Source organism: Pseudomonas sp. D1-1, assembly GCF_051132225.1.
Taxonomy (GTDB): domain Bacteria; phylum Pseudomonadota; class Gammaproteobacteria; order Pseudomonadales; family Pseudomonadaceae; genus Aquipseudomonas.
Genome location: NZ_CP071676.1, coordinates 866212 through 890835, shown reverse-complemented (window position 1 = coordinate 890835; position 24624 = coordinate 866212). Strand labels below are relative to the sequence as shown.

Below are 24624 nucleotides of genomic sequence, written 5' to 3'. Positions count from 1 at the left end.
GGGAAACTTAAGCATGGCTGTGTGAAGTGGGTGTGACAGAGACTCAGGACGCCCCAAGATCAACTGTGGGAGCGAGCTTGCTCGCGATGGCAGGGTGTCAGGCAACTAAAATGTCGACTGATACACCGCTATCGCGAGCAAGCTCGCTCCCACAGGAAACAACAGGGTTGGGTCAGGCCTTAGCCGGCTCCAGCGCCATCTCTACCGCCTCCGGCCGCTTGAGCAGCGCATAGGTCACCGCCGTCAGCAGGCTGCCCGCGACGATTGCCAGCAGGTACAGCAACGCATGATTGATGGCGTTGGGGATCAGCATCACGAACAGGCCGCCGTGAGGCGCCATGAGTTTGCAGCCGAAATACATCGACAGCGCACCGGTCAGCGCACCACCGGCAACACTTGACGGGATCACCCGCAGCGGATCCTTGGCCGCGAACGGAATCGCGCCTTCGGAAATGAAGCACAGCCCCAGCACCAATGCCGCTTTACCGGCCTCGCGCTCGGTCTTGGCGAATTTGCGCCGGGCGATGAACGTAGCGATGCCCAGGCCAATCGGCGGGACCATGCCGGCGGCCATGGTCGCGGCCATGGGTGCATAACTCTGCGAAGCCAGCAGCCCCACCGAAAACGCATAGGCGGCCTTGTTGATCGGCCCACCGAGGTCGACGCACATCATCGCCCCCAGCAGCACGCCCAGCAGCAGCGCATTGGTGGTGCCCATGCTGTCGAGGAAATGCGTCAGGCCTTCGAGCATGCCCGCCACTGGTTTGCCGACGATGTAGATCATCACCAGGCCGGTGAACAGGCTCGCCAACAGCGGAATGATCAGGATCGGCTTGAGCGCTTCCAGGCTCTGGGGCAGCCGCGCGTAGCGGTTGATCGCCTTGGCGGCATAGCCGGCCAGGAAGCCGGCAATGATCCCGCCGATGAACCCGGCGCCCAAGGTGCTCGCCAGCATCCCGCCGATCATGCCTGGCGCCAGGCCCGGCCGGTCGGCGATGGAATAGGCGATGTAGCCCGCCAGCAGCGGCACCATCAATTTGAATGCGGTATCGCCGCCGATCTGCATCAGTGCCGCCGCCAGGGTGCCAGGCTCCTTGAAGGCCTCGATGCCGAACACGAACGACAAGGCAATCATCAAGCCACCCGCCACCACCATCGGCAGCATGAACGAAACACCGGTCAGCAAGTGTTTGTAGACGCCGCTTTTTTCCGCTTTCGCCGGACCGCCGGAAGTGTCGCTGGCAGCGCTTTCCTGCCGACCTTCGGCCAAAGCCTTGTTCAGCGTGGCTTCGGCCTGCTTCAACGCGATGCCGGTGCCGCAGCGGTAGATTTTCTTGCCGGCGAAACGCTCGGTGGCGACTTCAATGTCCGTCGCCAGCAGCACCACGTCGGCCTCGGCAATCGCTTCGGGACTCAGCGGATTACGCGCGCCCACCGAGCCCTGGGTTTCGATCTGCAAGTCGTAGCCCAAGCGCGCCGCTGCCTGCTGCAAGGCTTCGGCGGCCATGAAGGTGTGGGCAACGCCGGTCGGGCACGCGGTGATGGCCACCAGGCGCGGGGCGCGCTCGGTGGAGGCCTGTGGTGCTTCGGCGAGCACGTCGGCCTCGGCCATTACCTCGGCTTCTTCGGCGCCACGCCGCAGCACCGTATCAACGTCTTGCAGGGCCTGGGCCGGGGTGCTGCGAAATACCCGCTTGCCGACAAATCGCGACAGGTCCACCGGGCCGCTGGCAACCAGTAGCACCCACTCGGCCGCCTCAAGCGTGGCGGCCGACAACTGGCGCTCGGGGTGCGCCGGGTCATGCACTTCGACGCTGGTGCTCCAGCCCTGGCGCTGGGCCGCCGCGTCCAGCAGACGGGCGCACAACACACTGGTGACCATGCCGTTCGGGCAGGCCGTCACAATGGCTAATTTCATCTTGCGAACCCTCTTATTGTTCTGTCAGGGGGCGCACGCGCACGCCCTGTTCAAGCGACGCCAGCAACGCGGTGTCGTGGATGCCAAAACCGATCTGCGTGACCGCCATGGCGGCGATGGCCGTGGCGCTGCGCAGGGTCTGCTCCGGCGTGTGCCCACCGAGCAAGCCGTGCAGCATGCCGGCCAGCAGCGAATCACCGGCACCCACGGTACTCGCAACCGTCACCTTGGGCGGCGAAGCATGCAGCGCCGAACCGACGCTGAACCAGTTCACGCCGTCGGCGCCATGGGAAATCACCACGTGCTCGATACCCTCGGCATGCAGGCGCTGCGCCGCTTGCGCCTGGGCCAATTCGCTGACCACGGCGCAGCCCAGCGCATCGGCCAGCTCCTCGGTGTTCGGCTTGATCAGCCACGGCCCCGCCGCCAGGGCGACGCGCAAGGCTTCGCCGCTGGTGTCGAGGGCCACGTTCAGGCCAAGTTGTTTCAGGCGCGTGATCAGCGCCTGCAGCCATTGCGCACTGACGCCACGGGGCAAGCTGCCCGCCACGACCACCACATCATGGCCTGGGGCGATTTGCTCAAGGCGCGCCAGCAACGCCTGCTGAGCGGCTTCGTCGACCATTGGGCCCGGGCCGTTGAGATCGGTGATGCGGCCGTCCTGCTCGGCCAGCTTGATGTTGCTGCGGGTTTCGCCCGGAACGCGGATGAATGCGTCGACGAAGCCACGCTGGGCGAACAACGTCTCGAACACCTGGGCGTTGTCCTCGCCGAGAAATCCACTGACCGTCAGCGTATGGCCGAGATCGGCCAACACCTGGGCGACGTTCACGCCTTTACCGGCGGCGTGGGCGTGCATGGCATCGCTGCGGTTGACCTGGCCCGGTTCCAGGCGCGCCAACTCCACCGTGAGGTCGAGCGCCGGGTTGAGGGTCAGGGTAAGAATCTTCGCCATTACAGCGCCTCCACTAATGCGCGCACGTCGTCGGCGCTGCCCACGGCCAAGGCCTCTTGGGCCAGGGTTTGTACTTGCGCCAGGCTCAATTCGCGAACCCGCGCCTTGACCTCGGCAATGCTGCGGGCCGAAACGCTCAATTCGTCGACACCCAGGCCCACCAGCACCGGCACCGCCAGCGGATCAGCCGCCAGCTCGCCGCACACGCCGACCCATTTGCCATGGGCATGGGCCGCGCGCACGGTGATGTCGATCAGCTGCAATACCGCTGGATGCAGGCCGTCGGCCTGGGCCGACAGAGTCGGGTGGCCCCGGTCGATCGCCAGGGTGTATTGGGTCAGGTCATTGGTGCCGACGCTGAAGAAGTCGACCTCCTTGGCGAGCACCGGCGCCAGCAGCGCGGCGGACGGCACTTCGATCATGATCCCCAGTTGCAGGTCCGCCACCGGGATTTCCCGGCGCAGGCGCTCGGTCATGTCGCGGGCCTGGCGCCACTCGTCGACGCTGCCAACCATGGGGAACATGATCCGCAGCGGACGGTTGTCCGCCGAGCGCAACAAGGCGCGCAACTGCGCTTCCATCACCTGCGGACGCTGCAAGGTCAGGCGGATGCCGCGCACCCCGAGGAAGGGGTTTTCTTCCTTCGCGATCGGCCAGTACGGCAGCGGTTTGTCGCCGCCCACATCAAGGGTGCGCACCACCAGCGGCCGACCGGCCAGGCCATCGAGCACCTTGCGGTATTCGGCTTCCTGGGTCGCTTCGTCCGGGGCCTCGTTGTGAGCCATGAAAATCAATTCGGTGCGCAGCAGGCCGATGCCTTCCGCGCCCTGCTCCACCGCGCTGGTGACGCCGGCGCTTTCGCCGATGTTGGCGAACACTTCCACGGCGTGACCGTCGCGGGTCTGCGCCGGTTGGTGACGCTGCTCGGCGGCGGCCTTGAGGCGCTGCTCGCGGGTGTCGCGTTCTTCGGCGGCGCGTTGCAGCGTGGCGGCGTCCGGGTCGACATGCAGCCGACCGCGCTGGCCGTCCAGCAGCAAGGAGGTGCCCGGCGCCAGCAGCAATACCGCTGCCCCCGCACCGACCAGGGCGGGAATGCCCAGGGCACGGGCAACAATCGCGCTGTGGGCGGTGGCGCCGCCCCGGGCGGTCAGGATCCCCGCCACCCGAGCCGGATCCAGGCGGGCGACGTCGGAGGGGCCGACTTCGTCCATCACCAGAATGTACGGTTGATCCGGCTCTGCCGGCGTTTCCACGCCACACAGCTGCGCCAGCACCCGCCGGCCGACGTCCCGCAAGTCGGCGGCACGTTCGGCAAGCAAGGCATCCTGCAGGGCTTCCTGTTCTTTCGCGGCGGCTTCGATCACGCCCATCCACGCCGCTTGCGCGCTCTCGCCCAGCTTCAAGCGGGTGTCGACCTCGTCGGTCAGCTCCGGATCGTCGAGCATTTCCTGGTGAGTGATGAAAATCTCGCGGATGGCCTTGGCCTTCGCGCGCTCGATCAAGCCTTCGATGTCGCGGCGCACCTGGCTCAGGGCTTTTTGCAGGCGCTCGCGCTCGATGGCCGGTGACTCGCCGCGCAACGGATAGTCGATGTCTTGCAGCACTTGAATATGCGCCGGGCCGATGGCGATGCCCGGTGCGGCGGCGACCGCCTGGAGCAGGCTGCCGGATTCGGGCGCCAGCATCACGCTGGCGACTTCGGCGATGGTGGTTTCCCGTGGCGCGCTCGGTGGCGGCAGCGGTTCGACCTCTTCGCCGAGCCCCTCTTCGACGGCGGCCAGCAAGGCCGGCAGCGCATCGGCGGCAATGCTCGGCTCGGCGATGAACTCCAGGACCTGGCCGCGACGGGCGCCCAGGCTCAACAGTTTGCTCAGGCTCTTGGCCGACACGGCGCTGTCCTGGCCGTCGACGATGCGCACGCGGATCTCGCCTTCGAAGTTTTTCGCCAATTGCGCGAGGATTTTCGCCGGACGTGCATGCAGGCCGTGGGCATTGGCCAGGCCGATACGGGCGCTGGGCCAGTCGGCGGGCAGCTCGCCGCCCAGCACTTCGAGGACCTTGCGACTGCTGGTGGCGCGGCCCAGTTCGTGGCCGCGACCTTCGATCAGCAGCGCGCAGAGTCTTTCCAGCAAGGCCTGATGGGCCTCGCCGAGGCTGGCCAGGCAGAACAGTCCGCTCAGGGGCTGGCCGAGGTAACGGATGGGCTTGTCCGGCGTGACGAAAGCCAGGCCAGGGCGCTTGACAGTCTGTTCACTGTGCAGCCACCACAGGCCGTCGCCCAACGGCAGCGCCTCGACCTGCTGCAACACACCGGCGAAGCCGTTGCTCACGCAGTCGGCCTGGCGCAACAGACGAGCGCCGCGCCACACCAGTTCTTCGAAATCGTCGGCCGACACGCCGAGGCCGATCATCTGCGCATCCAGCGCCAGTTCCTGCGGCGCGCCTTGCAGCAGTTTCAACAGCGCCTCGGCAGACCCGGCGCGGCGCAGGGCCTGACCCAGGTCCGTCTCGCCGAGGGCGCGGGTCAGCAGTTGCAACAGGCGCAGGTGCTCGTCGGATTTGGCCGCGATGCCAATCGCCAGGTAGACGATCTGGCCATCGCCCCAATCCACGCCGTCCGGGAATTGCAGCAGGCGCACGCCGGTGGCATACACCAGGTCGCGGGTCTGCGGGGTACCGTGGGGAATGGCAATACCTTGGCCAAGAAATGTCGAGCCCTGGGCCTCGCGGGCCTGTAAACCGGCGAGGTAACCTTCGGCGACCAGGCCATCGGCCACCAGTTTGTCGGCGAGCAATTGCAGCGCGGCGTCTTTATCCACAGCCACCTGGGCCATGGATATCTGCTCTAGAGTGAGCTCGAGCATGCTTTCTCCTTTTTGGCGTCCGGTGGGCGCCAGGTATTGTTTTGAATGAATCAGCTTAGCGTGTGGGACAGCTTCCGGCGGTATCGCGGCAGTGCGGCCAGAAAATCCCGAGAGCCTGAAAATACGCTTGCTGAAACGTTTAATCTAGAAAGATTGGCACGTTACTCGATAATCTCTCATCCTTGAAGTGCAACTTGTCGAAAGCGCCTCGGGGGTGACCATCGTGCCGAATCGGGTAGGATGGGCCTTCAATGTCGCGGCACACTCGAAAAACAAGGAAAACCGGGTTGAAACTCAGTGATATCGCCCAGCTTGCCGGTGTGTCCGTCACCACCGCCAGCTACGTCATCAACGGCAAGGCCGAACAGCAACGCATCAGCAACGCGACCGTCGAACGGGTGCGGGCGGTGGTCGAAGAACATGGCTTCACGCCTAACCCCCAGGCCGCCGGGCTGCGCAGCCGGCACACGCGGACGTTGGGTTTCATCCTGCCGGACCTGGAAAACCCCAGCTATGCCCGTATTGCCAAACTCCTGGAACAAGGCGCCCGCGCCCGGGGCTATCAACTGTTGATAGCCAGTTCCGACGACGCGCCTGACAGCGAGCGGCAATTGCTGCAACTGTTCCGCGCCCGGCGCTGCGATGCGCTGATCGTCGCCAGTTGCCTGCCGGCCGAGGATGACAGTTACCGTCAGCTCCAGGCCAAGGGTATTCCGATCATCGCCATCGACCGGGTGATGGAACCGGCGCACTTCTGCTCGGTGATCAGCGATGACCGCCAGGCCAGCCTGCAACTGACCCGTAGCCTGCTGGGCACCCACCCGCGGCAGATCGCGCTGATCAGTGCCCGTCCCGAACTGAGCATCAGCCAGGAGCGGGCGGCGGGGTTTCGCGAGGCGCTGGCCGGGTTCGACGGCCAGGTGTTGATCGAACACGGCGAGTCGTTCAGCCGTGAATGCGGTCGCCAACTGATGGACGAGATGCTCGCGCGCCTGGGGCATTTGCCCGATGCGCTGATCACCACGTCCTATGTACTGCTGCAAGGTGTGTTCGACGCCCTGCATGATTTTCCGCTCAAGTCGCGGCCGCTGCGCCTGGGCACGTTTGGTGACACGCAACTGCTGGATTTCCTGCCGCTGCCGGTCAATGCCATGTCCCAACAGCATCAACTGATCGCCGCCAAGGCGCTGGAACTGGCGCTGGCAGCCATCGAGAACGATGACTACCAGCCTGGTGTCCAGGCGATTGCCCGCACGTTCAAACAGCGTATCCACCAAGGCTGAGGATTTTCCCGGATCGAACCATGGAGCTGATCGACACCCACACCCACCTGGACTTCCCGGATTTCGACGCGGATCGCTCGGCGCTGCTTGCCGAAAGCCGCGCCCTGGGCGTTCGGCAAATGGTCTTGCTGGGGGTATCTCGGGACAACTGGCAACGGGTCTGGGACCTCGTGCAAAGCGACCCCGACCTGCATGCCGCGCTGGGCCTGCACCCGGTGTACCTCGATCAGCATCGTGGCGAAGATCTTGAGCATTTACGTGACTGGCTGGCCCGCCTGGCCGGGCATCGGCAGTTGTGTGCGGTGGGGGAAATCGGCCTGGACTATTACATCGAGACCCTGGACCGTGATCGCCAGCAGGCATTGTTCGAGGCACAACTGGGCCTGGCCGTGGAGTTCGAACTGCCGGCACTGATCCATGTGCGCCGCAGCCACGCCGCGGTGATCGCGACCCTGAAGCGTATCCGCCCCACCCGCACCGGCATCATCCACGCCTTCGCCGGCAGCTTCGAAGAGGCCCGCGAATACATCAGGCTCGGTTACAAGCTCGGCCTCGGCGGCGCTGCGACATGGCCGCAGGCTTTGCGCATGCACCGGGTGCTGCCAAAACTGCCGCTGGACGCGGTGGTGCTGGAGACCGATTCACCGGACATGGCCCCGGCGATGTTCCCCGGCCAGCGCAACAGCCCGGCGCATTTGCCGGCGATTTGCGCGGCGTTAGCGCAGATCATCGGGATCAGCCCGGAGCGACTGGCCGAGGCCAGCACGGCCAACGCCCGCCAACTGTTCAATTGGTGACAACCTGTGGGAGCGAGCCTGCTCGCGAATGCGGTGTACCAGACACCCTGTCTGCGAGTGATATGCCGCTTTCGCGAGCAGGCTCGCTCCCACATTGGAACTGTGTGGACACAGGAATCAAACCCGAAACGCATTGATTAATTGCTTGAGCTGCACCACCTGCGCGGACAGCTCGCGGCTGGCGTCTTCGGTCTGGTGCGCGCCCTCGGCGGTGCGCTCGCCGGCGCGGTTGATCTCGACGATGTTCTGGTCGATGTCATGGGCTACCGCCGTCTGTTGCTCTGCGGCAGCGGCGATCTGCTGGTTCTGGTCGACGATCATGCCAACGGCGCCGAGGATATTTTCCAGGGCCTGCTGAACCCTTTCCGATTGGCCGACGGTGCCGCTGGCCATCTCATGACTGCTGCCCATGGCCTTGACGGCGGCGCCCACGCCGCTGTGCAGCCGGCTGATCATCGCTTCGATTTCCTCGGTCGATTGCTGGGTTCGCTTGGCGAGGGTACGGACCTCATCGGCCACCACCGCGAACCCACGCCCCTGCTCGCCGGCCCGGGCCGCTTCGATCGCGGCATTGAGCGCCAGCAGGTTGGTCTGCTCGGCGATGCTCTTGATCACGTCCAGTACACGGCTGATGGCCTGGCTGTCGGTGGCCAGTTGATTGATCACTTGCACCGACTGATCGATTTCACTGGCCAGCCGGGCGATGCTGCTTTGCTGTGACTCAACCAGGCCGCGCCCGCTGAGGGTTTCATCGTTCACGCTATGGGCGCTGCTGACCGCCGCGGCGGCACTGCTGGCGACTTCCTGGGCGGTGGCCGACATCTGGTTCATCGCCGTGGCGACCAGCTCGATCTGGCTGCGCTGCCCGGCCACGGCCTGGTTGCTCTGGGCAGACACGGCTTGCACCTGACCGGCCTGGCGCTCGACCTCGGCAACCGTGCGACCGACCTGCTCGATCAGGTCATGGATTTTCGCCACGGTGCCGTTGAACACTTCACCCAGCTCCCCCAACTCATCCTTGCTGCGCGCCACGAAATTGACCGTCATGTCGCCGGCCGCAACCTTGTCCATCATTGCGCCCAAATGCTTGAGCGTGGTGCGAGTCGAGGCATAAAAACCGGCGTACAGGTAAAAAATCAACAGGAACACCACCGCCAGTGCCACCGCTTGCAGCACCATGTGGCTGCGGTTCTGCTCCAGGCGGTGCTGCAACTGGACACCGAGAAAGCCCAGTGTCACTTCGTTCAGCCGATAGGTCTGTTCCATCAGGCCGCTGACCTGCTGGTAAAACGCCGACCAGGGGGCGTCGAGCGTATCAGCCATCACCACCTGTTCCTCGATCAGTTCGGCGGCCTGCTTGAGAGAACTCCTGCTGGCGCCAGCCTGCTCGGCAAGCGCTTGTCCGGCCGCCTTGCTGGAGCCAAGGGCGTCCTGCAATTTAAGATCATATTCGCCCTGGAGTTTTTCGACCTGTACCAGCAACTCGTCAAACCGGGTGCTCGAAGCAGAATTGAGGAACCCCAAGCCCAACGACGAAGCCCCCAGCGCACGCCCTTCGCCCAGGATCTGGGTGACCTTGGGAGTCACGCCGACCATCAGGTCGCTGAGTTGGCGGATGTCGCCCTGGTTGTCGCGGCTCAGGCCCGCCTGGCTGGCGATGACCTGGCCAAATATTTGCGCATTGTTGAGCAACCTGCCGATCAACGCGCTTTTGCTTTGCAGTGAGCTTTCGGCCTGCTGGGCCTTGAAGGCGGCAATCATTTCGTCGCGCTTGGCATCGAAGGCGCTGACGTGCTCGGGCTCTGCGGCCATCGCCTGCATGCCCTGGAGGCGCGCGAGAATCTGTTGCTCCAGGGTGCTGATCCGGCTTTCCACGTCGCCCGCCTTGCCGGACTGGCCCAGGCTGGCATTGATCTGCACCAGGTTGTTCAAGGTCTCCAGGTCGCGGCGCAGAGTCAGGCTGCTGCCCAGCAAGTCGAGGCTTTGCAACTCGACTTGGGTGCCCTGAAACTCCCGGTAGGAGTCACGTACCAGAAAGAAGTTGGTCACCAGCATCGGCAGCAGGAACAACACGCTGATCAGGCTGAACTTCATGCCGAAGCTCAGGCGGTTCATCAGGGCGACGGCGGGCCAGAGCAAACTCTTCACAAGGAAGTCTCCCGATAATTTTTATTTTTATAGGCGCGCGGGCAGGCAGCAGAAGGCCACTATGCGGACGCTGCTTCTGTATAGCCTAAATCGGCGAGGAGATTTGTAACTTAAGGTTAACGAGAGGAATGACCCGGCTCAGTCGTGGCGAGGGGATTTATCCCCGTTGGGCTGCGAAGCAGCCCCTGGTATCTGGCTTCCAAAAGCGAGGGGGCCGCTTCGCGCCCCAGCGGGGATAAATCCCCTCGCCACAACCGACTCGCTTGCCTAGGCCAACACCGTCCACAACGCAAACCCGGCATACCAGAGTACTGCCGCGCGCAACAGCAGTTCCCACAGCCGATCCAGGCTGTTGATGCCGTCCGGCCCGGCGACGGGAGTCGGGATCTCGCCGGCCACCAGGCCGACCTTGTTGATCAGGTCGGCCGCGCTGATGTTCCAGTTCAGCAGTTCGTGCAGCATCACCCGGCTGACCGCCACGAAGTTGCCCACCAGGGCGAAGCTCGCCGCCAACAACCGCACCGGTACCCAATCAAACGCGTGGCGCAGCTGCGCCGCACGCTCGGCCACGCCGGGGTTGTGGCTGTGTTCGGCGGCAAGGGCGAGCAATCGATAGCTCAGGGCAGCCACCGGGCCCAGCAGGAAATACCAAAAGATGACCGCAAAAAAACTCTGGTACGCCTGCCACAGCAAGTGCCCCTGGACCCGCTCCAGCAACTGCTCGCGCTTGGCCACATGATTCGCTGCCTGCAGATCTTCACGGCGCCAAGCGTCGCGAAACGGGCCGAGTTCAGCCAACAGATCGCCGCGCCCCAGGCTGTAGATCACCACCAACAGGTGCACCGGCAGTGCCAGCAGACCATAGGCCACCGGCTCCAGCACCCACAGCAGCAACGCCAACAGCGCCACCGGCAACAGCACCATCACCATCAGCACCAGCCAGGGCCGATTGACCCAGCGTGGGCTCGCTTCGAGCTTGTTCAGCTCGCCCAGCCAACCGCCGTCACGCTGGACCCGCTGGCGCAGGGCCGAGAATTTCTCGATCCAGACTGCCAGCAGCAACACCAGAAAACTCATTGTCCTTCCCCTTCTGTCAGGGCCGCGCGATAGCGCGCCCAGTCGAATGCCGGTCCCGGATCGGTCTTGCGCCCCGGAGCAATGTCGCTGTGCCCACAGATGCGCTGCACCGTGATCGCCGTAAACGCCGCGCGAAGCTGCCGGGTCAGGTCCACCAACGCGACATATTGCGCGTCGGTGAACGGCAGATCATCGGTGCCTTCAAGCTCGATGCCTATGGAAAAATCGTTACACGTCTCCCGCCCTTCGAAGCACGAAACCCCCGCATGCCACGCACGCTCCAGACAAGAGACAAACTGCGTCACGGCGCCGTCACGTTCGATCAGAAAATGCGCAGAGACACGCAGGTCGGCAATACCGGCAAAGTAGGGATGTTCCGTGACATCCAGACGATTCTGGAAAAATTCCTGCACCTTGCCAGTCGCGAACTGTGCCGGCGGCAGGCTGATGTTGTGGATCACCAGCAGGGAGATCTCGCCTTCGGGGCGCGCATTGAAATTGGGCGAAGGGCAATGACGCACGCCATCGCACCAACCGCTCACGGGGTCCAGCTGCATACGGGTTCCTTCGATGACGACGGTGAGTGCCGCCAGTATGCCGCGATCTACGTCGGCTGCGCGATCACTTGCCGCGATTGAGCTGGCGCAGGTTGCCGAGAACAGACTCCAATGCCCGGTCGAACAGCAGGGTGTCGTCCAGCAGACGTGCCGCTCCCCGGCGGAACTCCAGGGCGAGGCTGGTGCGGCTGTGCTCCAGGACCTTGAGGCCGGTGCGGTTGACGAAAACGAACTTGCCGGTGGCCTGGATGATTGCCGCCAGCTTGCAACGCAGGCTGTTGTCTTCGTCTTCCTGGAACTCTACCCAGCATCCCAGGCGCAATTGATCGACCTGAAGCAGGCCTGCATCATCAGCCGGCAAACGCACGGTCGGCTCCTGCGCGGGCGTCTGTGGCGCAGTGCGAAGGACGATGGGTTCCGCCACTTCGACCATGACCGGCAGATCCACCGGCTCGCCAGCCTCCGTTGCCTGGCCCAGCCGCTGCAGGGCCTGGACATGAAGCAGTTCCAGCTCGCTGAAGAATTCGCTGGTGGCGAACGGATCGAACGCCGAGCGACTCAGCCCCTCGCGCAGGGCCTTGAGCAGCTCCGGCACCATCGCCAGCAAACGCAGGCCCGCATCGGACTCTTCGTGATGCTGGACACTCCAGACCAATTGTTCCAGGGTCAGCACGTCGGCCCGCCATTCGGCTGAATGCTCGCCATGCTTGAAGCCGGTCAGCAGCAGCACCTGGCTCCAGGCCTGCTGTACAAAATCTACTACGGCCTGGGGCAGGACTTTGCCCAGCATGACCTGGTTCAGTGCCCCTTCGACCCGCTGTCGAGCCAGGTCGGCCTTTGCCCTTCCCTCTTCGGCGTCACGGATGCGCTGCTCAAGCAATTCACAGCGGCGGCGCTCGTCGCTGGTGAACGCCAGGAAATCGGCCAGCACTTCGGAAAATATCGCCGGATCGTCGACGAAGTCGTTCAACAGACGCTGCACCACCTGCTCGATGCGCAGGTAGAGGCTGTCGCGCTGATGATCATCGCAATCACCCCAACCCATCGCCGCCGCTGCGATTTCATTGAGCAACCGGCGCGCCGGATGATTATTGCGACTGAAAAAACTCTTGTCCTGCACCGCGACCTTGAGCATCGGGATCTGCAGCCGGCCGATCAAGGCCTTGAGGGAGTCCGGCAGGTTACGGTCATCAAGGATGAATTCGAACATCATCGCGATCAGGTTGATCACATCTTCGTCGGCGCCTTCGACCACGCGGGATTTGCCGCTCTTGACGCTGACCCGGGTCAACAGCTGTTCAAGCTGGCTGCGCAGGTCGAAGTCATCCTGAACCGAGGGGGCCGGCACGTATTGCTGCAAATGAGACAACAAGCGCAAAAGGTCACGGGTCGTGATTGGCTGGGCCGGTGCACTGGGCTCAAGGGTAGGCGCGACACTGCCGCGCACCTGGACCAACAACTTCTGCAAAGCGGCGAAGACTTCGTGCACGCTGTCATCGACATCGTCGACCCTTGGCCTGGCAGGCCCGGCAGTGCTGGGCCGAACAGGCTCTTCGACACGGTCCGAGGCCCGCCGCGACGGAGAAACCTTCAGATCCGGCAAGATCCCGGTTGCCGCCAATAGCTGATTGGCCTCGGAATAAAGGTTGTCGCATTCGCTGAGCACATACCGCTCGAAGAGCTTGAGCAGGATCAGTTTGACCTTGATGCCTACGCCCAGGTTACGCCCGGCCTGGAGAAAATTCTCACACAGCAGGGCCGGGCTCAAGGGGTTGTGCTGGTTCGCCAGGGGCCGCGACAGTAACGCGCCGAGGCGCGCCGTGAGTTGATCGAGAGACAGGCCATCGCGACTGAGCACCCGGGTGACCATGGTTTCCACCGCCAGCCGGCGTTCGAGGTCATCATGGTTTCGCTGGGCCGGTATGGCGCCCAATACGGGCGCGAGGGTGGCCTGGGTCAGATCGTACTGGGCAAGATTGACGAACGCCTCGAAAAACTGCTCGAGGAATTCACGTTCGATGCTCTTGCGTTTCAGCCGCAGGTCTCGCATGGCTTCGAAGTAGAGGTTCTGCTCCACATCGTTCCGCGCCCGATCGGCCATTTCGAACAAGGTATCGTCAGCATTATCGAACAATTCCTGCAAGCCAAGGCGCAACTGCTGCGCAGCCTTGTCGCGAACCTGAAGCAGAATCACAGGCAGGCGGGCGAGCGGCGAGCGACTCGCCTGATCGGTAGACGCCTTGTGCAAAGGCACTACATTCCCGTCGTTGTGCATCCTGGCCTCCTGAAAGGGCATTCTTCGGTTCGCGACGTCAAAGTCATGGCGTCAATCGAAAGGCGGATTATCGGGTAAAAGAACCCTGTCGCACCAGTGGACACTTGTGAACCAGCTCGAAATACTCGGAACAACTGACAGGACAATCGGGAAAATGTTGCGGGCATGCGACCAAATGCAGGTTTCATCCGGCAGCGCGCAAGTGGCGCCTTGGGTTCGCCTGCGGCCTGGCCCTATAATCCGGCCACTTTGTTTGTGGAGCCCGTCATGCCGAATCTACGCCTCGCCGATCTGACCGCCGAAATCGAAGCCAACGTGCGCCGTGCGTTGCTCGAAGACATCGGCAGCGGCGACATCACCGCACAACTGATCCCCGCCGAACGCCTGGCCAAGGCCACCATCATCACCCGGGAAGCCGCGACCATCAGCGGCACGGCCTGGGTCGATGCGGTGTTCAGACAACTGGATCCCCGCGTCGCGGTGCATTGGCAAGTGCGCGACGGCGACCGGGCAAGCCCCGACCAGGCCCTGTTCCACCTCGAAGGCCCGGCCCGCTCACTGCTGACGGGCGAACGCAGCGCGCTGAACTTCCTGCAGATGCTCTCGGGCGTTGCCACCCGGGCCCGCTATTTGGCGGACTTTGTTGCCGACACCCAGGTCAAGCTGCTGGATACCCGCAAGACCCTGCCCGGGCTGCGCCTGGCCCAGAAGTACGCGGTCACCTGCGGCGGCTGCCATAACCATCGCATCGGCCTTTACGATGCCTTTCTGATCAAGGAAAACCATATCGCCGCCTGCGGTGGCATTGCCCAGGCCATCAGCGCCGCCCACAAGATCGCACCGGGCAAGCTGGTGGAGATCGAAGTGGAAAGCCTGGCGGAATTGAAAGAAGCGCTGGCGGCCGATGCCGACATCATCATGCTCGACGAGCTGAGCCTGGACGACATGCGCGAAGCCGTGCGCCTGAACGGCGGCAAGGCGAAACTGGAAGCCAGCGGCGGCATCAACGAAAGCACGTTGCGCCCGATTGCCGAGACCGGCGTGGACTATATCTCCATCGGTGCGATGACCAAGGACGTCAAAGCCGTGGACCTGTCGATGCGCTTGAGCCTCTGACAAAAAAAAACGCCAGCCTTTAAGAGGCTGGCGTTTTTTTCAGACCACCAGATTATTCATCTCGCAGTACTCATCCCAATCCACACCCAACACCTCGGCCGCCTCCTTGTGCAAGACAAGGCGCTGCGCCTCGAACTCTTCCGGCGTACTGGTGTACTTGAGCGTCAGCTCCCAAGGCTGCAGGCCCTGGGCTTCGGCCTCATCCTCGAACGCCCACTGGACCTGGTCTTTCTGGTCATCGGCGGACAAGTCCTTGATCTCATCGCGCAACTGCGGCGTTTCTTCGAGGTACTTTTCCAGGGCTTCTTCGTGCCTGGCTTCTTGGGACAATTCTTTAGCGGTCATGGCGTTCTCGCTGATCTGGGAATGGAAGATGGATCTGGATCATCAAGGATCTCTCTGACGCAGGAAGCCGTTGGAAGCTCGGTTTTCCTGGCCTTCAGAACCATTCGTGGATCATCTGAAAACTGCTGGGCGATGCTCATGCAGGTGACGAATATAGGATGTTTTGGCAACGATTTACACGGCTCTTTACATCCACCGCAGAAAAAATTTCATGCCTGACGGCAAGGTGCCCACGAACATTTGTCATGGCAACCAGTCGTAGCGATGTGCCATATCGGCACTTCTTCAGGAACCCAATGATGCGCAGTCTTGCGAAACGCTCGTCGACCCGGTTTGCTACCACGTCCCTCCTGCTCGGCAGCCTGAGCTTGATCGGTGCCGTTCAAGCGGCTGTCGAAGTTTCCTCCGGCCCCCCTCTGCCGTCTGACACGATCCCGCTGCTTCGCAACTCATTCGACAAGGATGTTCTGATCAAGACCAATATCAACGTGGGTGACCTGGAAAAATTACCAGAAGCAGTCAAGGACAACACCGCCGAGCTGGACAGTCAGAAGCGCACCCTTGGCGAGCAGGCCCGACAAATCGAAGAACTCAAACGCAACAGTGGCTCCAGCTCCACCTCCAGCAGCAAGGAGATAGACGATCTCAAGCGCATCATCAAGGAACAGGAACGCGATCTGAACGACCTTGGCAAGCAAGTGGAAGAACTCAAGCGCAACAGCGGTTCCAGCTCAAGTTCGAGCAGCAGCGAAATTTCGTCCCTGAAACGGGAGCTCAGCGATCAGGACAACGAGCTGACACAGCTCAAACGCACGGTCGAGGAACTGAGCAGGAAGGTGAAATAACCAGGGGGGATTGGTGCCCGAGACAGGAATCGAACCTGCGACCTTCGCGTTACGAGTGCGCTGCTCTACCGACTGAGCTACACGGGCGGTGGCTAAACCTAGCATCGTCCCCGGGGGACAGGCAACCTGCCCTGAAGGGATTTTCAGCACACAGCAAAACGCCCCGAACCAGTCGGGGCGTTTGCTTGTTCAGCGGTCAAGCGAGGGAGTGATTAAACGCCCGACGCCTTGGCTGCTGCAACGTCCTTGATGGACAGCTTGATACGGCCGCGGTTGTCCACGTCCAGTACCAGCACTTCCACTTCCTGGCCTTCTTTCAGGATGTCGGTCACTTTCTCGACGCGAGCATCGCTCAGCATGGAGATGTGAACCAGACCGTCCTTGCCAGGCAGGATGTTGACGAACGCACCGAAGTCGACGATGCGTTCAACCTTGCCGACGTAGATCTTGCCGATCTCGGCCTCTGCGGTGATGCCCAGGACGCGCTGGCGTGCTGCTTCTGCCGCTTCCTTGGTTTCGCCGAAGATCTTGATCGAACCGTCGTCTTCGATGTCGATCGAAGCCTTGGTTTCTTCACAGATCGCACGGATAGTCGCGCCGCCTTTACCGATGACATCACGGATTTTGTCGGTGTCGATTTTCATCGCGATCATGGTCGGAGCATTTTCCGACAGTTCGGTACGGGACTGACCGATGATCTGGTTCATCTGACCGAGGATGTTCAGGCGCGCTTCCAGGGCTTGGCCCAGGGCGATTTCCATGATCTCTTCGGTGATGCCCTTGATCTTGATGTCCATCTGCAGTGCGGTGACGCCCTTGGCGGTACCGGCCACTTTGAAGTCCATGTCGCCCAGGTGGTCTTCGTCACCCAGGATGTCGGTCAGGACGGCGAATTTCTCGCCTTCCTTGACCAGACCCATGGCGATACCGGCCACCGGCGCCTTCATCGGCACACCAGCGTCCATCAGGGCCAGGGAAGCGCCGCAGACCGAAGCCATCGAGCTCGAACCGTTGGACTCGGTGATTTCCGATACCACGCGAATGGTGTACGGGAACACGTCAGCGGCCGGCAGCATGGCCTGGACCGAACGACGGGCCAGACGGCCGTGACCGATTTCGCGACGACCGGCGCCACCCATGCGACCACACTCGCCCACCGAGAACGGAGGGAAGTTGTAGTGCAGCATGAACGGGTCTTTCTTTTCGCCTTCCAGGGTGTCGAGCAGTTGCGCGTCACGGGCGGTGCCCAGTGTCGCAACGACCAGCGCCTGGGTTTCACCACGGGTGAACAGCGCCGAACCGTGGGTCTTTGGCAGAACGCCGACTTCGATGTTCAGCGGACGCACGGTGCGAGTGTCGCGACCGTCGATACGCGGCTTGCCGTTGACGATGTTTTCGCGAACGGTGCGGTATTCGATTTCACCGAAAGCCGCCTTGACGTCGCTGGCCGATGGCTGGCCTTCTTCGCCGGAGAACTTGGCAACGACCTGGTCACGCAGCTCGCCCAGACGCGCATAGCGGTCGGCCTTGATGGTGATGGTGTAGGCCTGGGAGATCGCTTCGCCGAACTCGGCACGGATCGCGCCAAGCAGCTCGGTGGCTTCTGGCTGAGGAGCCCAGGTCCAGGTTGGCTTGGCGGCTTCGGCAGCCAGTTCCTTGACGGCGTTGATGACCACCTGGAACTCGTCGTGGGCGAACAGCACGGCGCCCAGCATCTGGTCTTCGGTCAGTTCCTTGGCTTCGGATTCAACCATCAGCACGGCTTCGGAAGTACCGGCCACGACCATGTCCAGGCTCGATGCCTTCTGTTGCTCGTAGGTCGGGTTCAGCAGGTAGCCGGTGCTTTCGTGGAACGCAACGCGGGCAGCGCCGATCGGGCCATCGAAAGGAATGCCGGAGATCGCCAGCGCAGCCGAGGTACCGATCATCGCAGCGATGTCCGGATCGGTCTTCTTGCTGGTGGAAACGACGGTGCAGACAACCTGCACTTCGTTCATGAAACCTTCAGGGAAAAGCGGACGGATCGGACGGTCGATCAGTCGGGAAGTCAGGGTTTCTTTCTCGGAAGGACGGCCTTCACGCTTGAAGAAACCGCCAGGGATCTTGCCCGCGGCGTAGGTCTTTTCCTGGTAGTGCACAGACAGAGGGAAGAAACCCTTGCCTGGATCGGCCTGCTTGGCACCGACGACGGTCACCAATACGCTGACGTCGTCGTCAACGGTGACCAGCACTGCGCCGGAGGCCTGACGGGCGATACGGCCAGTCTCGAGGGTAACGGTCGACTGACCGAACTGGAATTTTTTGATTACCGGGTTCACGGTGTCCTACCTTCTTTGTGGCTCTTGGGGAACTTGTCTTCTTGCGAAATTCTTGGGCAATGACGGGAATCGGCCCGACGCCTGTCCAGGGTAAAACGTGTATCCAGATAAAACTTGAGGCTGGGAGCCTGCCACGCGCCAGCGGGAAACCCACTGACGTACGACAGACCACCAACCTCTAGCGCAATCGCTGATTAGCGACGCAGACCCAGGCGAGCGATCAGAGCGCTGTAACGGCTCACGTCCTTGCCTTTCAGGTAGTCCAGCAGCTTGCGACGCTGGTTTACCATGCGGATCAGACCACGACGGGAGTGGTGATCCTTACCGTTGGCCTTGAAGTGACCTTGCAGTTTGTTGATGTTGGCGGTCAGCAGTGCAACTTGCACTTCTGGCGAACCAGTGTCACCAACAGCTTGCTGGTAGTCAGCTACGATTTGAGCTTTTTCTTGAACGTCGAGAGCCATGAGGCAATCCTTTTAGTCAGGAAACTGTTCCGAGGAAACAGCTTCAACAGGCCAGGGACAAATCCCTGTATCTATAAATGAGTAGTGACCGTGCCTGTTAACAGCCACACTCGCCAGCCTGTTGTTACACAGGCTGGTTCCGGTCATTCCGACCGAATTAATCGACGCGGCGCGATACGCCCGTCTTCGCTCACTTCACCGATACCGATGAAGCGACCATTGTGATCCTGCACCCGGACCATGCCGAACTTCGGCGCATCCGGAGCGCGCACCGGCTGGCCGTTGAGCCAGTAGAACGCACTGTGTTCGGAGAACTGCAGCAGCGGCCAATCGAGCAAACCGCTGTCCGAAGGCATGAGGAAACGGTCGACCGCTTCGTTGCCGCCTTCGGCGTGTACCGCTTCGAGCTCTTCCAGCGTGACCGTCTGGGCCAGGGTGAAAGGCCCGGCCTGGGTCCGTCGCAATTCCGCCACGTACGCGCCACAGCCGAGCTGCTCGCCGATATCCTCCACCAGGGTACGGATATAGGTGCCTTTGCTGCAATCCACGGCGAGCCGTGCAGTATTACCGCCAAAGGCCAGCAATTCCAAGCGCGCAATAGTAACAGAACGCGGTTCGCGCTCCACTACTTCGCCTGCACGGGCCAGTTTGTACAACGGCTGTCCATCACGCTTGAGCGCGGAGTACATCGGCGGTATCTGACTGATTTGCCCACGAAATTTCGGCAACACCGCCTCGATATCCGCCTGACCAACGGTCACCGGACGCTCCAGCAAAACCTCACCTTCGGCATCCGCCGTGGTGGTGGTCTTGCCCAGTTGCGCCAGGGTTTCATAACCCTTGTCGGAATCGAGCAGGTATTGGGAAAACTTGGTCGCCTCGCCGAAGCACAGCGGCAGCACGCCGGTAGCCAGTGGATCGAGGCTGCCGGTGTGCCCGGCCTTTTCAGCATTGAGCAGCCAGCGAACCTTCTGCAACGCCGCGTTGGAGGTAAATCCCAACGGCTTGTCGAGCAGGATGATGCCGCTGACGTTACGACGGATACGTTTGACCTGAGCCACCGATTACTCCTTGGTGTCTTCGGGTTCAGCGGCAGCCGGATGCTGACTGTCTTCAGCCACGGCACGCTCGATCAGCGCCGACAGATGCGCGCCCCGCACGACGCTTTCGTCGTAGTGGAAGTGCAGCTGTGGAACGCTGCGCAGCTTCATTTCCCGCGCCAGTTGCATGCGCAGGAAACCGGCTGCCGAGTTGAGCACCTTGATGCTCTGGGCAATTTCTTCGGCGCTGTCCTGCCCCATCACCGTGATGAAGATCTTGGCGTGACCGACGTCACGGCTGACTTCAACAGCGGTGATGGTCACCAGGCCGACGCGCGGGTCTTTGACTTCGCGACGGATCAGTTGGGCCAGCTCGCGCTGCATCTGATCGCCGATTCGTTGGGTACGGCTATATTCTTTTGCCATGTCTTGTTACCTGTTACTGCCCCACGGTCAAACCCGTGAGGTCTGAAAGCGGCAAACGCCCGGCCTGGCAAAAGCCAGACCGGGCGTTGCGTTTAGAGTCCGCCAGCCAGGCAGCGCATATTCATGCGACTGCCCGGTACGGCTCTTGAAGTACGCGAGTCAGAGGCTGCGAGCAACCTGGACCTTCTCGAAGACTTCGATCTTGTCGCCGACCTTGACGTCGTTATAGCTCTTGACGCCGATACCGCATTCCATGCCGGCACGTACTTCGGAAGCGTCATCCTTGAAGCGGCGCAGGGATTCCAGCTCGCCTTCGAAGATCACGATGTCTTCACGCAATACGCGGATCGGACGGTTACGGTGAACGACACCTTCGATCACCATGCAACCGGCGATCGCGCCGAACTTCGGCGAACGGAACACATCGCGCACTTCGGCCACGCCCAGGATGTTCTCGCGAACGTCGCTGCCGAGCATACCGGTCAAGGCTTTCTTGACGTCTTCGATGATGTCGTAGATCACGTTGTAGTAACGCATATCCAGGCCTTCCTGCTCGACGATCTTGCGCGCGCCGGCATCGGCACGCACGTTGAAGCCGAACAGTACAGCGTTGGAAGCGAGTGCCAGGTTGGCGTCGGATTCGGTGATACCACCGACACCACCACCGACAACGCGCACTTGCACTTCGTCGTTACCCAGGCCATTCAAGGCGCCGTTCAACGCTTCGAGCGAACCACGGACGTCGGATTTGAGGACGATGTTGAGCGTCTTCTTCTCTTCCTGGCCCATGTTCTCGAAGATGTTTTCCAGCTTGCCGGCGTGAGCGCGAGCCAGTTTGACTTCGCGGAACTTGCCTTGACGGAACAGAGCCACTTCACGGGCCTTCTTCTCGTCAGCCACAACGCTCATCTCGTCGCCAGCATCCGGGGTACCGTCCAGACCGAGGATCTCGACCGGGATAGCCGGACCGGCTTCCTTGATTGGCTTGCCGTTCTCGTCGAGCATGGCGCGCACGCGGCCATAGTTCGAACCGACCAGCACCATGTCGCCCTGACGCAGGGTACCGTCTTGAACCAGGACGGTCGCGACCGGACCACGGCCCTTGTCGAGACGCGATTCAACGACCACGCCACGGCCAGGAGCCGAAGGTGTAGCGGTCAACTCCAGAACTTCGGCTTGCAACAGAACGGCTTCGAGCAGTTCGTCAACGCCGGTACCCATCTTCGCCGAGACCGGAACGAAAGGAGTGTCGCCACCCCACTCTTCGGAGGTCACGCCGTGGACCGACAGTTCGCTGCGGATGCGATCGAGATCGGCGCCCGGCTTGTCGATCTTGTTCACCGCAACCACCAGCGGCACGCCAGCAGCCTTGGCATGCTGAACGGCTTCGATGGTTTGCGGCATCACGCCGTCGTCCGCTGCAACCACCAGGATCACGATGTCGGTTGCCTTGGCACCACGGGCACGCATCGCGGTAAACGCGGCGTGGCCCGGGGTATCGAGGAACGTCACCATGCCGCGGTCGGTTTCAACGTGGTACGCGCCGATGTGCTGGGTGATACCACCGGCTTCGCCAGCGGCTACCTTGGCACGACGGATGTAGTCGAGCAGCGAGGTTTTACCGTGGTCAACGTGACCCATGACGGTCACGACCGGCGCACGGGAAACAGCTTCACCTTCAAACTTCAGGGACTCGGCCAGGGAATCTTCCAGGGCGGTGTCGCTGACCAGGGTCACTTTGTGGCCCAGCTCTTCGGCGACCAGTTGGGCAGTTTCCTGGTCCAGTACCTGGTTGATGGTGGCTGGCGTGCCCAGCTTGAACATGAACTTGATGATTTCAGCAGCCTTGACCGACATCTGCTGGGCCAGATCGCCCACAGTGATGGTCTCGCCGATCTTCACTTCACGCACGACAGGGCCGGTAGGGCTCTGGAAACCGTGGGCGTTGCGTTTCTTCAGCTTGGCCTTGCCGCGACCGCCGCGACGGAAGCCATCGCTTTCTTCGTCGGTGGTACGTGGCGCAACACGCGGCGCAGGCGCCTTCTCCTTGACCGAAGCACGATGAGGAGCGTTTTTGCGCTCGCCATCGCCACTGCCACGACGGTTATCGTCGGCACGTGGTTTGTCCGGACGACGCTGTTCGTCGCGCTTGCGGGTGTCCGCCGGCGCCGGAGCAGCTGCCAGGACAGGTGCGCTTTCACGCACTGGCTCAGCTGCCGCCGCAGGTGTCTCGACCACTTCGGCTGGAGCAGATTGCGCAGCAGCAGGCTGGCGACGCGCTTCTTCTTCGGCGCGACGCTTGGCTTCTTCTTCAGCCTTCTGACGTGCAGCATTTTCTGCCGCGCGACGTTCTTCCAGTTCGCGTTTGCGCTCGGCTTCGATTTCTTCCGGGCTGCGCTGTACGAAGACTTTCTTCTTGCGTACTTCAACGCTGATGCTTTTGCTACCGGCAACACGCAGGGTGCTGGTGGTTTTACGCTGCAGAGTGATCTTGCGCGGTTCTTCCACTTTCGCCTTGTGACTGCTCTTCAAGTGAGTGAGCAGGGACTGCTTCTCACTGTCGGTCACATGTTCCTCGGCGGCGGTGTGCGGCAGACCTGCCTCACGCATCTGCTGCAACAGGCGCTCTACCGGTGTTTTGACCTCATCGGCCAGTTGTTTCACCGTGACTTGCGTCATGCACTTCTCTCCTCAGGCCGCGCCTAATTACTCGAACCAGTGGGCTCGGGCGGCCATGATCAACTTGCCGGCACGATCATCGTCAATGCCGTCGATGTCGAGCAGATCGTCAATAGACTGCTCGGCCAGGTCTTCGCGGGTAATTACGCCGCGCACCGCCAGTTCCATCGCCAAATCCTTGTCCATGCCCTCAAGCGAGAGCAGGTCTTCGGCCGGATGGGCGTCTGCCAGCTTTTCCTCAGTAGCGATGGCTTTGGTCAACAAGCGATCCTTGGCACGAGCGCGAAGCTCGTTGACGATGTCCTCGTCAAAGCCGTCGATGTTGAGCATTTCCTCCACCGGTACGTAGGCAATCTCTTCCAGGCTGGTAAAGCCTTCATCCACCAGCACCTGCGCCAGCTCTTCATCGACTTCAAGCTCTTCGATGAAGTTGCGCAGGATGTCGCCGGTTTCAGCTTGCTGCTTGGCCTGGATGTCCGATTCGGTCATCACGTTCAGGGTCCAGCCAGTCAATTGGCTAGCCAGACGCACGTTCTGACCACCGCGACCGATGGCCTGAGCGAGATTGTCTGCGCCAACGGCGATGTCCATGGCATGGGCATCCTCGTCGACGATAATTGCCGCCACTTCAGCGGGCGACATGGCATTGATCACGAACTGAGCCGGGTTGTCGTCCCACAGGACGATATCCACACGCTCGCCGCCCAACTCGCCGGATACGGCCTGGACGCGCGAACCACGCATGCCGATGCAGGCACCTTGCGGGTCGATGCGCTTGTCCTTGGAGCGGACCGCGATCTTGGCCCGCGAACCCGGATCACGGGAGGCGGCCATTACTTCGATCAGGCCTTCAGCAATTTCCGGCACTTCGATGCGGAACAACTCGATCAGCATTTCCGGCGCGGTACGCGACAGGATCAGCTGCGGGCCGCGGTTCTCGGTGCGGATTTCCTTGAGCAGCGCACGCAACCGCACGCCAACACGGAAAGTTTCGCGAGAAATGATGTCTTCACGGGCCAGCAATGCTTCGGCATTGTTGCCCAGATCAACGATCACGTTGTCGCGGGTGACTTTTTTAACGGTGCCGGAGATGATCTCTCCCAGGCGCTCGCGATAGGCATCGACGACTTGCGCGCGCTCGGCTTCGCGAACTTTCTGCACAATGACCTGCTTGGCAGTCTGTGCAGCAATGCGGCCAAACTCGATGGACTCGATTTTTTCTTCGACGACATCACCCACCTTGGCGGCAGGATGCGTTTCTGCAACCTTGCTCGGCCAGGTTTCGATAGCCGGATCATCCAGGTCGGCCTCCTCGACTACCGTCCAGCGACGGAAAGTCTCGTAGGCACCGGTGTGGCGATTGATCTCCACACGCAAATCAACTTCGTCTTCGAAGCGCTTCTTGGTAGCAGTGGCCAGGGCCAGCTCCAGTGCTTCAAAAATAACGTTAGCCGGTACGCCCTTTTCATTGGATACCGACTCAACAACCAGCAGTACTTCTTTGCTCATCGTACGCC

General features: G+C 61.9%; 18 protein-coding genes and 1 tRNA gene. 4 read left to right on the top strand and 15 right to left on the bottom strand.

What is annotated here, in order from left to right; genetic code table 11:
• Nucleotides 1-172 precede the first annotated feature (172 nt).
• From J3P86_RS03865 to ptsP, 3 genes are read right to left on the bottom strand one after another with little or no spacing between them, the layout of a single operon-like run.
• The gene (locus J3P86_RS03865; protein WP_434626155.1) at nt 173-1918 is read right to left on the bottom strand and encodes a PTS fructose-like transporter subunit IIB; all 1746 of its coding nucleotides are present in this window, start codon (nt 1916-1918) and stop codon (nt 173-175) included.
• Between the two features lie 13 nt (nt 1919-1931).
• Entirely contained in the window at nt 1932-2873 is a 942-nt protein-coding gene (gene pfkB / locus J3P86_RS03860) for a 1-phosphofructokinase (protein ID WP_434699488.1), read from the bottom strand.
• Nucleotides 2873-5737 carry a phosphoenolpyruvate--protein phosphotransferase gene (gene ptsP, locus J3P86_RS03855; RefSeq protein ID WP_434626157.1) on the bottom strand — a complete coding sequence of 955 codons (2865 nt, stop codon included), beginning with the start codon at nt 5735-5737 and terminating at the stop codon, nt 2873-2875. Before ptsP ends, pfkB begins: the two co-directional genes overlap by 1 nt.
• Nucleotides 5738-6024: 287 nt before the next feature.
• Between ptsP and cra the strand changes: the two genes are divergently transcribed.
• On the top strand, nt 6025-7020 hold the full coding sequence (gene cra, locus J3P86_RS03850; protein ID WP_434626158.1) for a catabolite repressor/activator: 996 nt from the start codon (nt 6025-6027) through the stop codon (nt 7018-7020).
• 20 nt (nt 7021-7040) lie between these two features.
• Nucleotides 7041-7817 carry a TatD family hydrolase gene (locus tag J3P86_RS03845; RefSeq protein ID WP_434699486.1) on the top strand — a complete coding sequence of 259 codons (777 nt, stop codon included), beginning with the start codon at nt 7041-7043 and terminating at the stop codon, nt 7815-7817.
• A 117-nt stretch (nt 7818-7934) separates the two neighbouring features.
• Here the strand turns inward: J3P86_RS03845 and J3P86_RS03840 are convergent, their stop codons facing one another.
• The 4 genes from J3P86_RS03840 to J3P86_RS03825 form a co-directional block, all read right to left on the bottom strand.
• Nucleotides 7935-8639 (bottom strand): methyl-accepting chemotaxis protein, encoded by a 705-nt coding sequence (locus J3P86_RS03840; RefSeq protein ID WP_434674501.1) that lies wholly within the window; start codon nt 8637-8639, stop codon nt 7935-7937.
• Nucleotides 8640-10232: 1593 nt separating this feature from the next.
• The gene (gene ampE, locus J3P86_RS03835; protein WP_434699485.1) at nt 10233-11042 is read right to left on the bottom strand and encodes a regulatory signaling modulator protein AmpE; all 810 of its coding nucleotides are present in this window, start codon (nt 11040-11042) and stop codon (nt 10233-10235) included.
• Nucleotides 11039-11599: a 1,6-anhydro-N-acetylmuramyl-L-alanine amidase AmpD gene (gene ampD, locus J3P86_RS03830; protein WP_434569850.1), complete on the bottom strand. Its 561-nt coding sequence runs from the start codon at nt 11597-11599 to the stop codon at nt 11039-11041. The genes ampE and ampD overlap by 4 nt, the downstream gene beginning before the upstream one ends.
• A gap of 64 nt (nt 11600-11663) precedes the next feature.
• On the bottom strand, nt 11664-13874 hold the full coding sequence (locus J3P86_RS03825) for a DUF1631 domain-containing protein (RefSeq protein ID WP_434699483.1): 2211 nt from the start codon (nt 13872-13874) through the stop codon (nt 11664-11666).
• A 267-nt stretch (nt 13875-14141) separates the two neighbouring features.
• On the opposite strand from J3P86_RS03825, the gene nadC reads away from it, so the two are divergent.
• Nucleotides 14142-14990 (top strand): carboxylating nicotinate-nucleotide diphosphorylase, encoded by an 849-nt coding sequence (nadC, locus tag J3P86_RS03820; RefSeq protein ID WP_434626163.1) that lies wholly within the window; start codon nt 14142-14144, stop codon nt 14988-14990.
• Between the two features lie 39 nt (nt 14991-15029).
• Here nadC and J3P86_RS03815 read toward each other — a convergent pair whose 3' ends face one another.
• Nucleotides 15030-15335: a DUF6388 family protein gene (locus tag J3P86_RS03815; RefSeq protein WP_434602788.1), complete on the bottom strand. Its 306-nt coding sequence runs from the start codon at nt 15333-15335 to the stop codon at nt 15030-15032.
• A gap of 299 nt (nt 15336-15634) precedes the next feature.
• Here J3P86_RS03815 and J3P86_RS03810 point away from each other — a divergent pair, with 299 nt between their 5' ends.
• Nucleotides 15635-16180, top strand: coding sequence for a hypothetical protein (locus J3P86_RS03810; RefSeq protein ID WP_434658321.1), 546 nt, complete (start codon nt 15635-15637; stop codon nt 16178-16180).
• 11 nt (nt 16181-16191) lie between these two features.
• Here J3P86_RS03810 and J3P86_RS03805 read toward each other — a convergent pair.
• The 7 genes from J3P86_RS03805 to nusA all read right to left on the bottom strand — a co-directional run bounded on the left by J3P86_RS03805 (nt 16192) and on the right by nusA (nt 24616).
• Nucleotides 16192-16267: transfer RNA gene (locus tag J3P86_RS03805), tRNA-Thr, on the bottom strand.
• A gap of 125 nt (nt 16268-16392) precedes the next feature.
• Nucleotides 16393-18498 carry a polyribonucleotide nucleotidyltransferase gene (gene pnp / locus J3P86_RS03800; RefSeq protein ID WP_305496899.1) on the bottom strand — a complete coding sequence of 702 codons (2106 nt, stop codon included), beginning with the start codon at nt 18496-18498 and terminating at the stop codon, nt 16393-16395.
• A 194-nt stretch (nt 18499-18692) separates the two neighbouring features.
• Nucleotides 18693-18962 (bottom strand): 30S ribosomal protein S15, encoded by a 270-nt coding sequence (gene rpsO, locus J3P86_RS03795; protein ID WP_011332409.1) that lies wholly within the window; start codon nt 18960-18962, stop codon nt 18693-18695.
• Nucleotides 18963-19105: 143 nt separating this feature from the next.
• On the bottom strand, nt 19106-20023 hold the full coding sequence (gene truB, locus J3P86_RS03790) for a tRNA pseudouridine(55) synthase TruB (RefSeq protein WP_434626164.1): 918 nt from the start codon (nt 20021-20023) through the stop codon (nt 19106-19108).
• Nucleotides 20024-20026: 3 nt separating this feature from the next.
• A complete protein-coding gene (gene rbfA / locus J3P86_RS03785; RefSeq protein WP_181287552.1) occupies nt 20027-20428 on the bottom strand; it encodes a 30S ribosome-binding factor RbfA in 402 nt (133 codons plus the stop codon).
• A 159-nt stretch (nt 20429-20587) separates the two neighbouring features.
• Nucleotides 20588-23107 (bottom strand): translation initiation factor IF-2, encoded by a 2520-nt coding sequence (gene infB, locus J3P86_RS03780; RefSeq protein WP_434626165.1) that lies wholly within the window; start codon nt 23105-23107, stop codon nt 20588-20590.
• Between the two features lie 27 nt (nt 23108-23134).
• Entirely contained in the window at nt 23135-24616 is a 1482-nt protein-coding gene (nusA, locus tag J3P86_RS03775) for a transcription termination factor NusA (RefSeq protein ID WP_434699482.1), read from the bottom strand.
• Nucleotides 24617-24624: the final 8 nt, after the last annotated feature.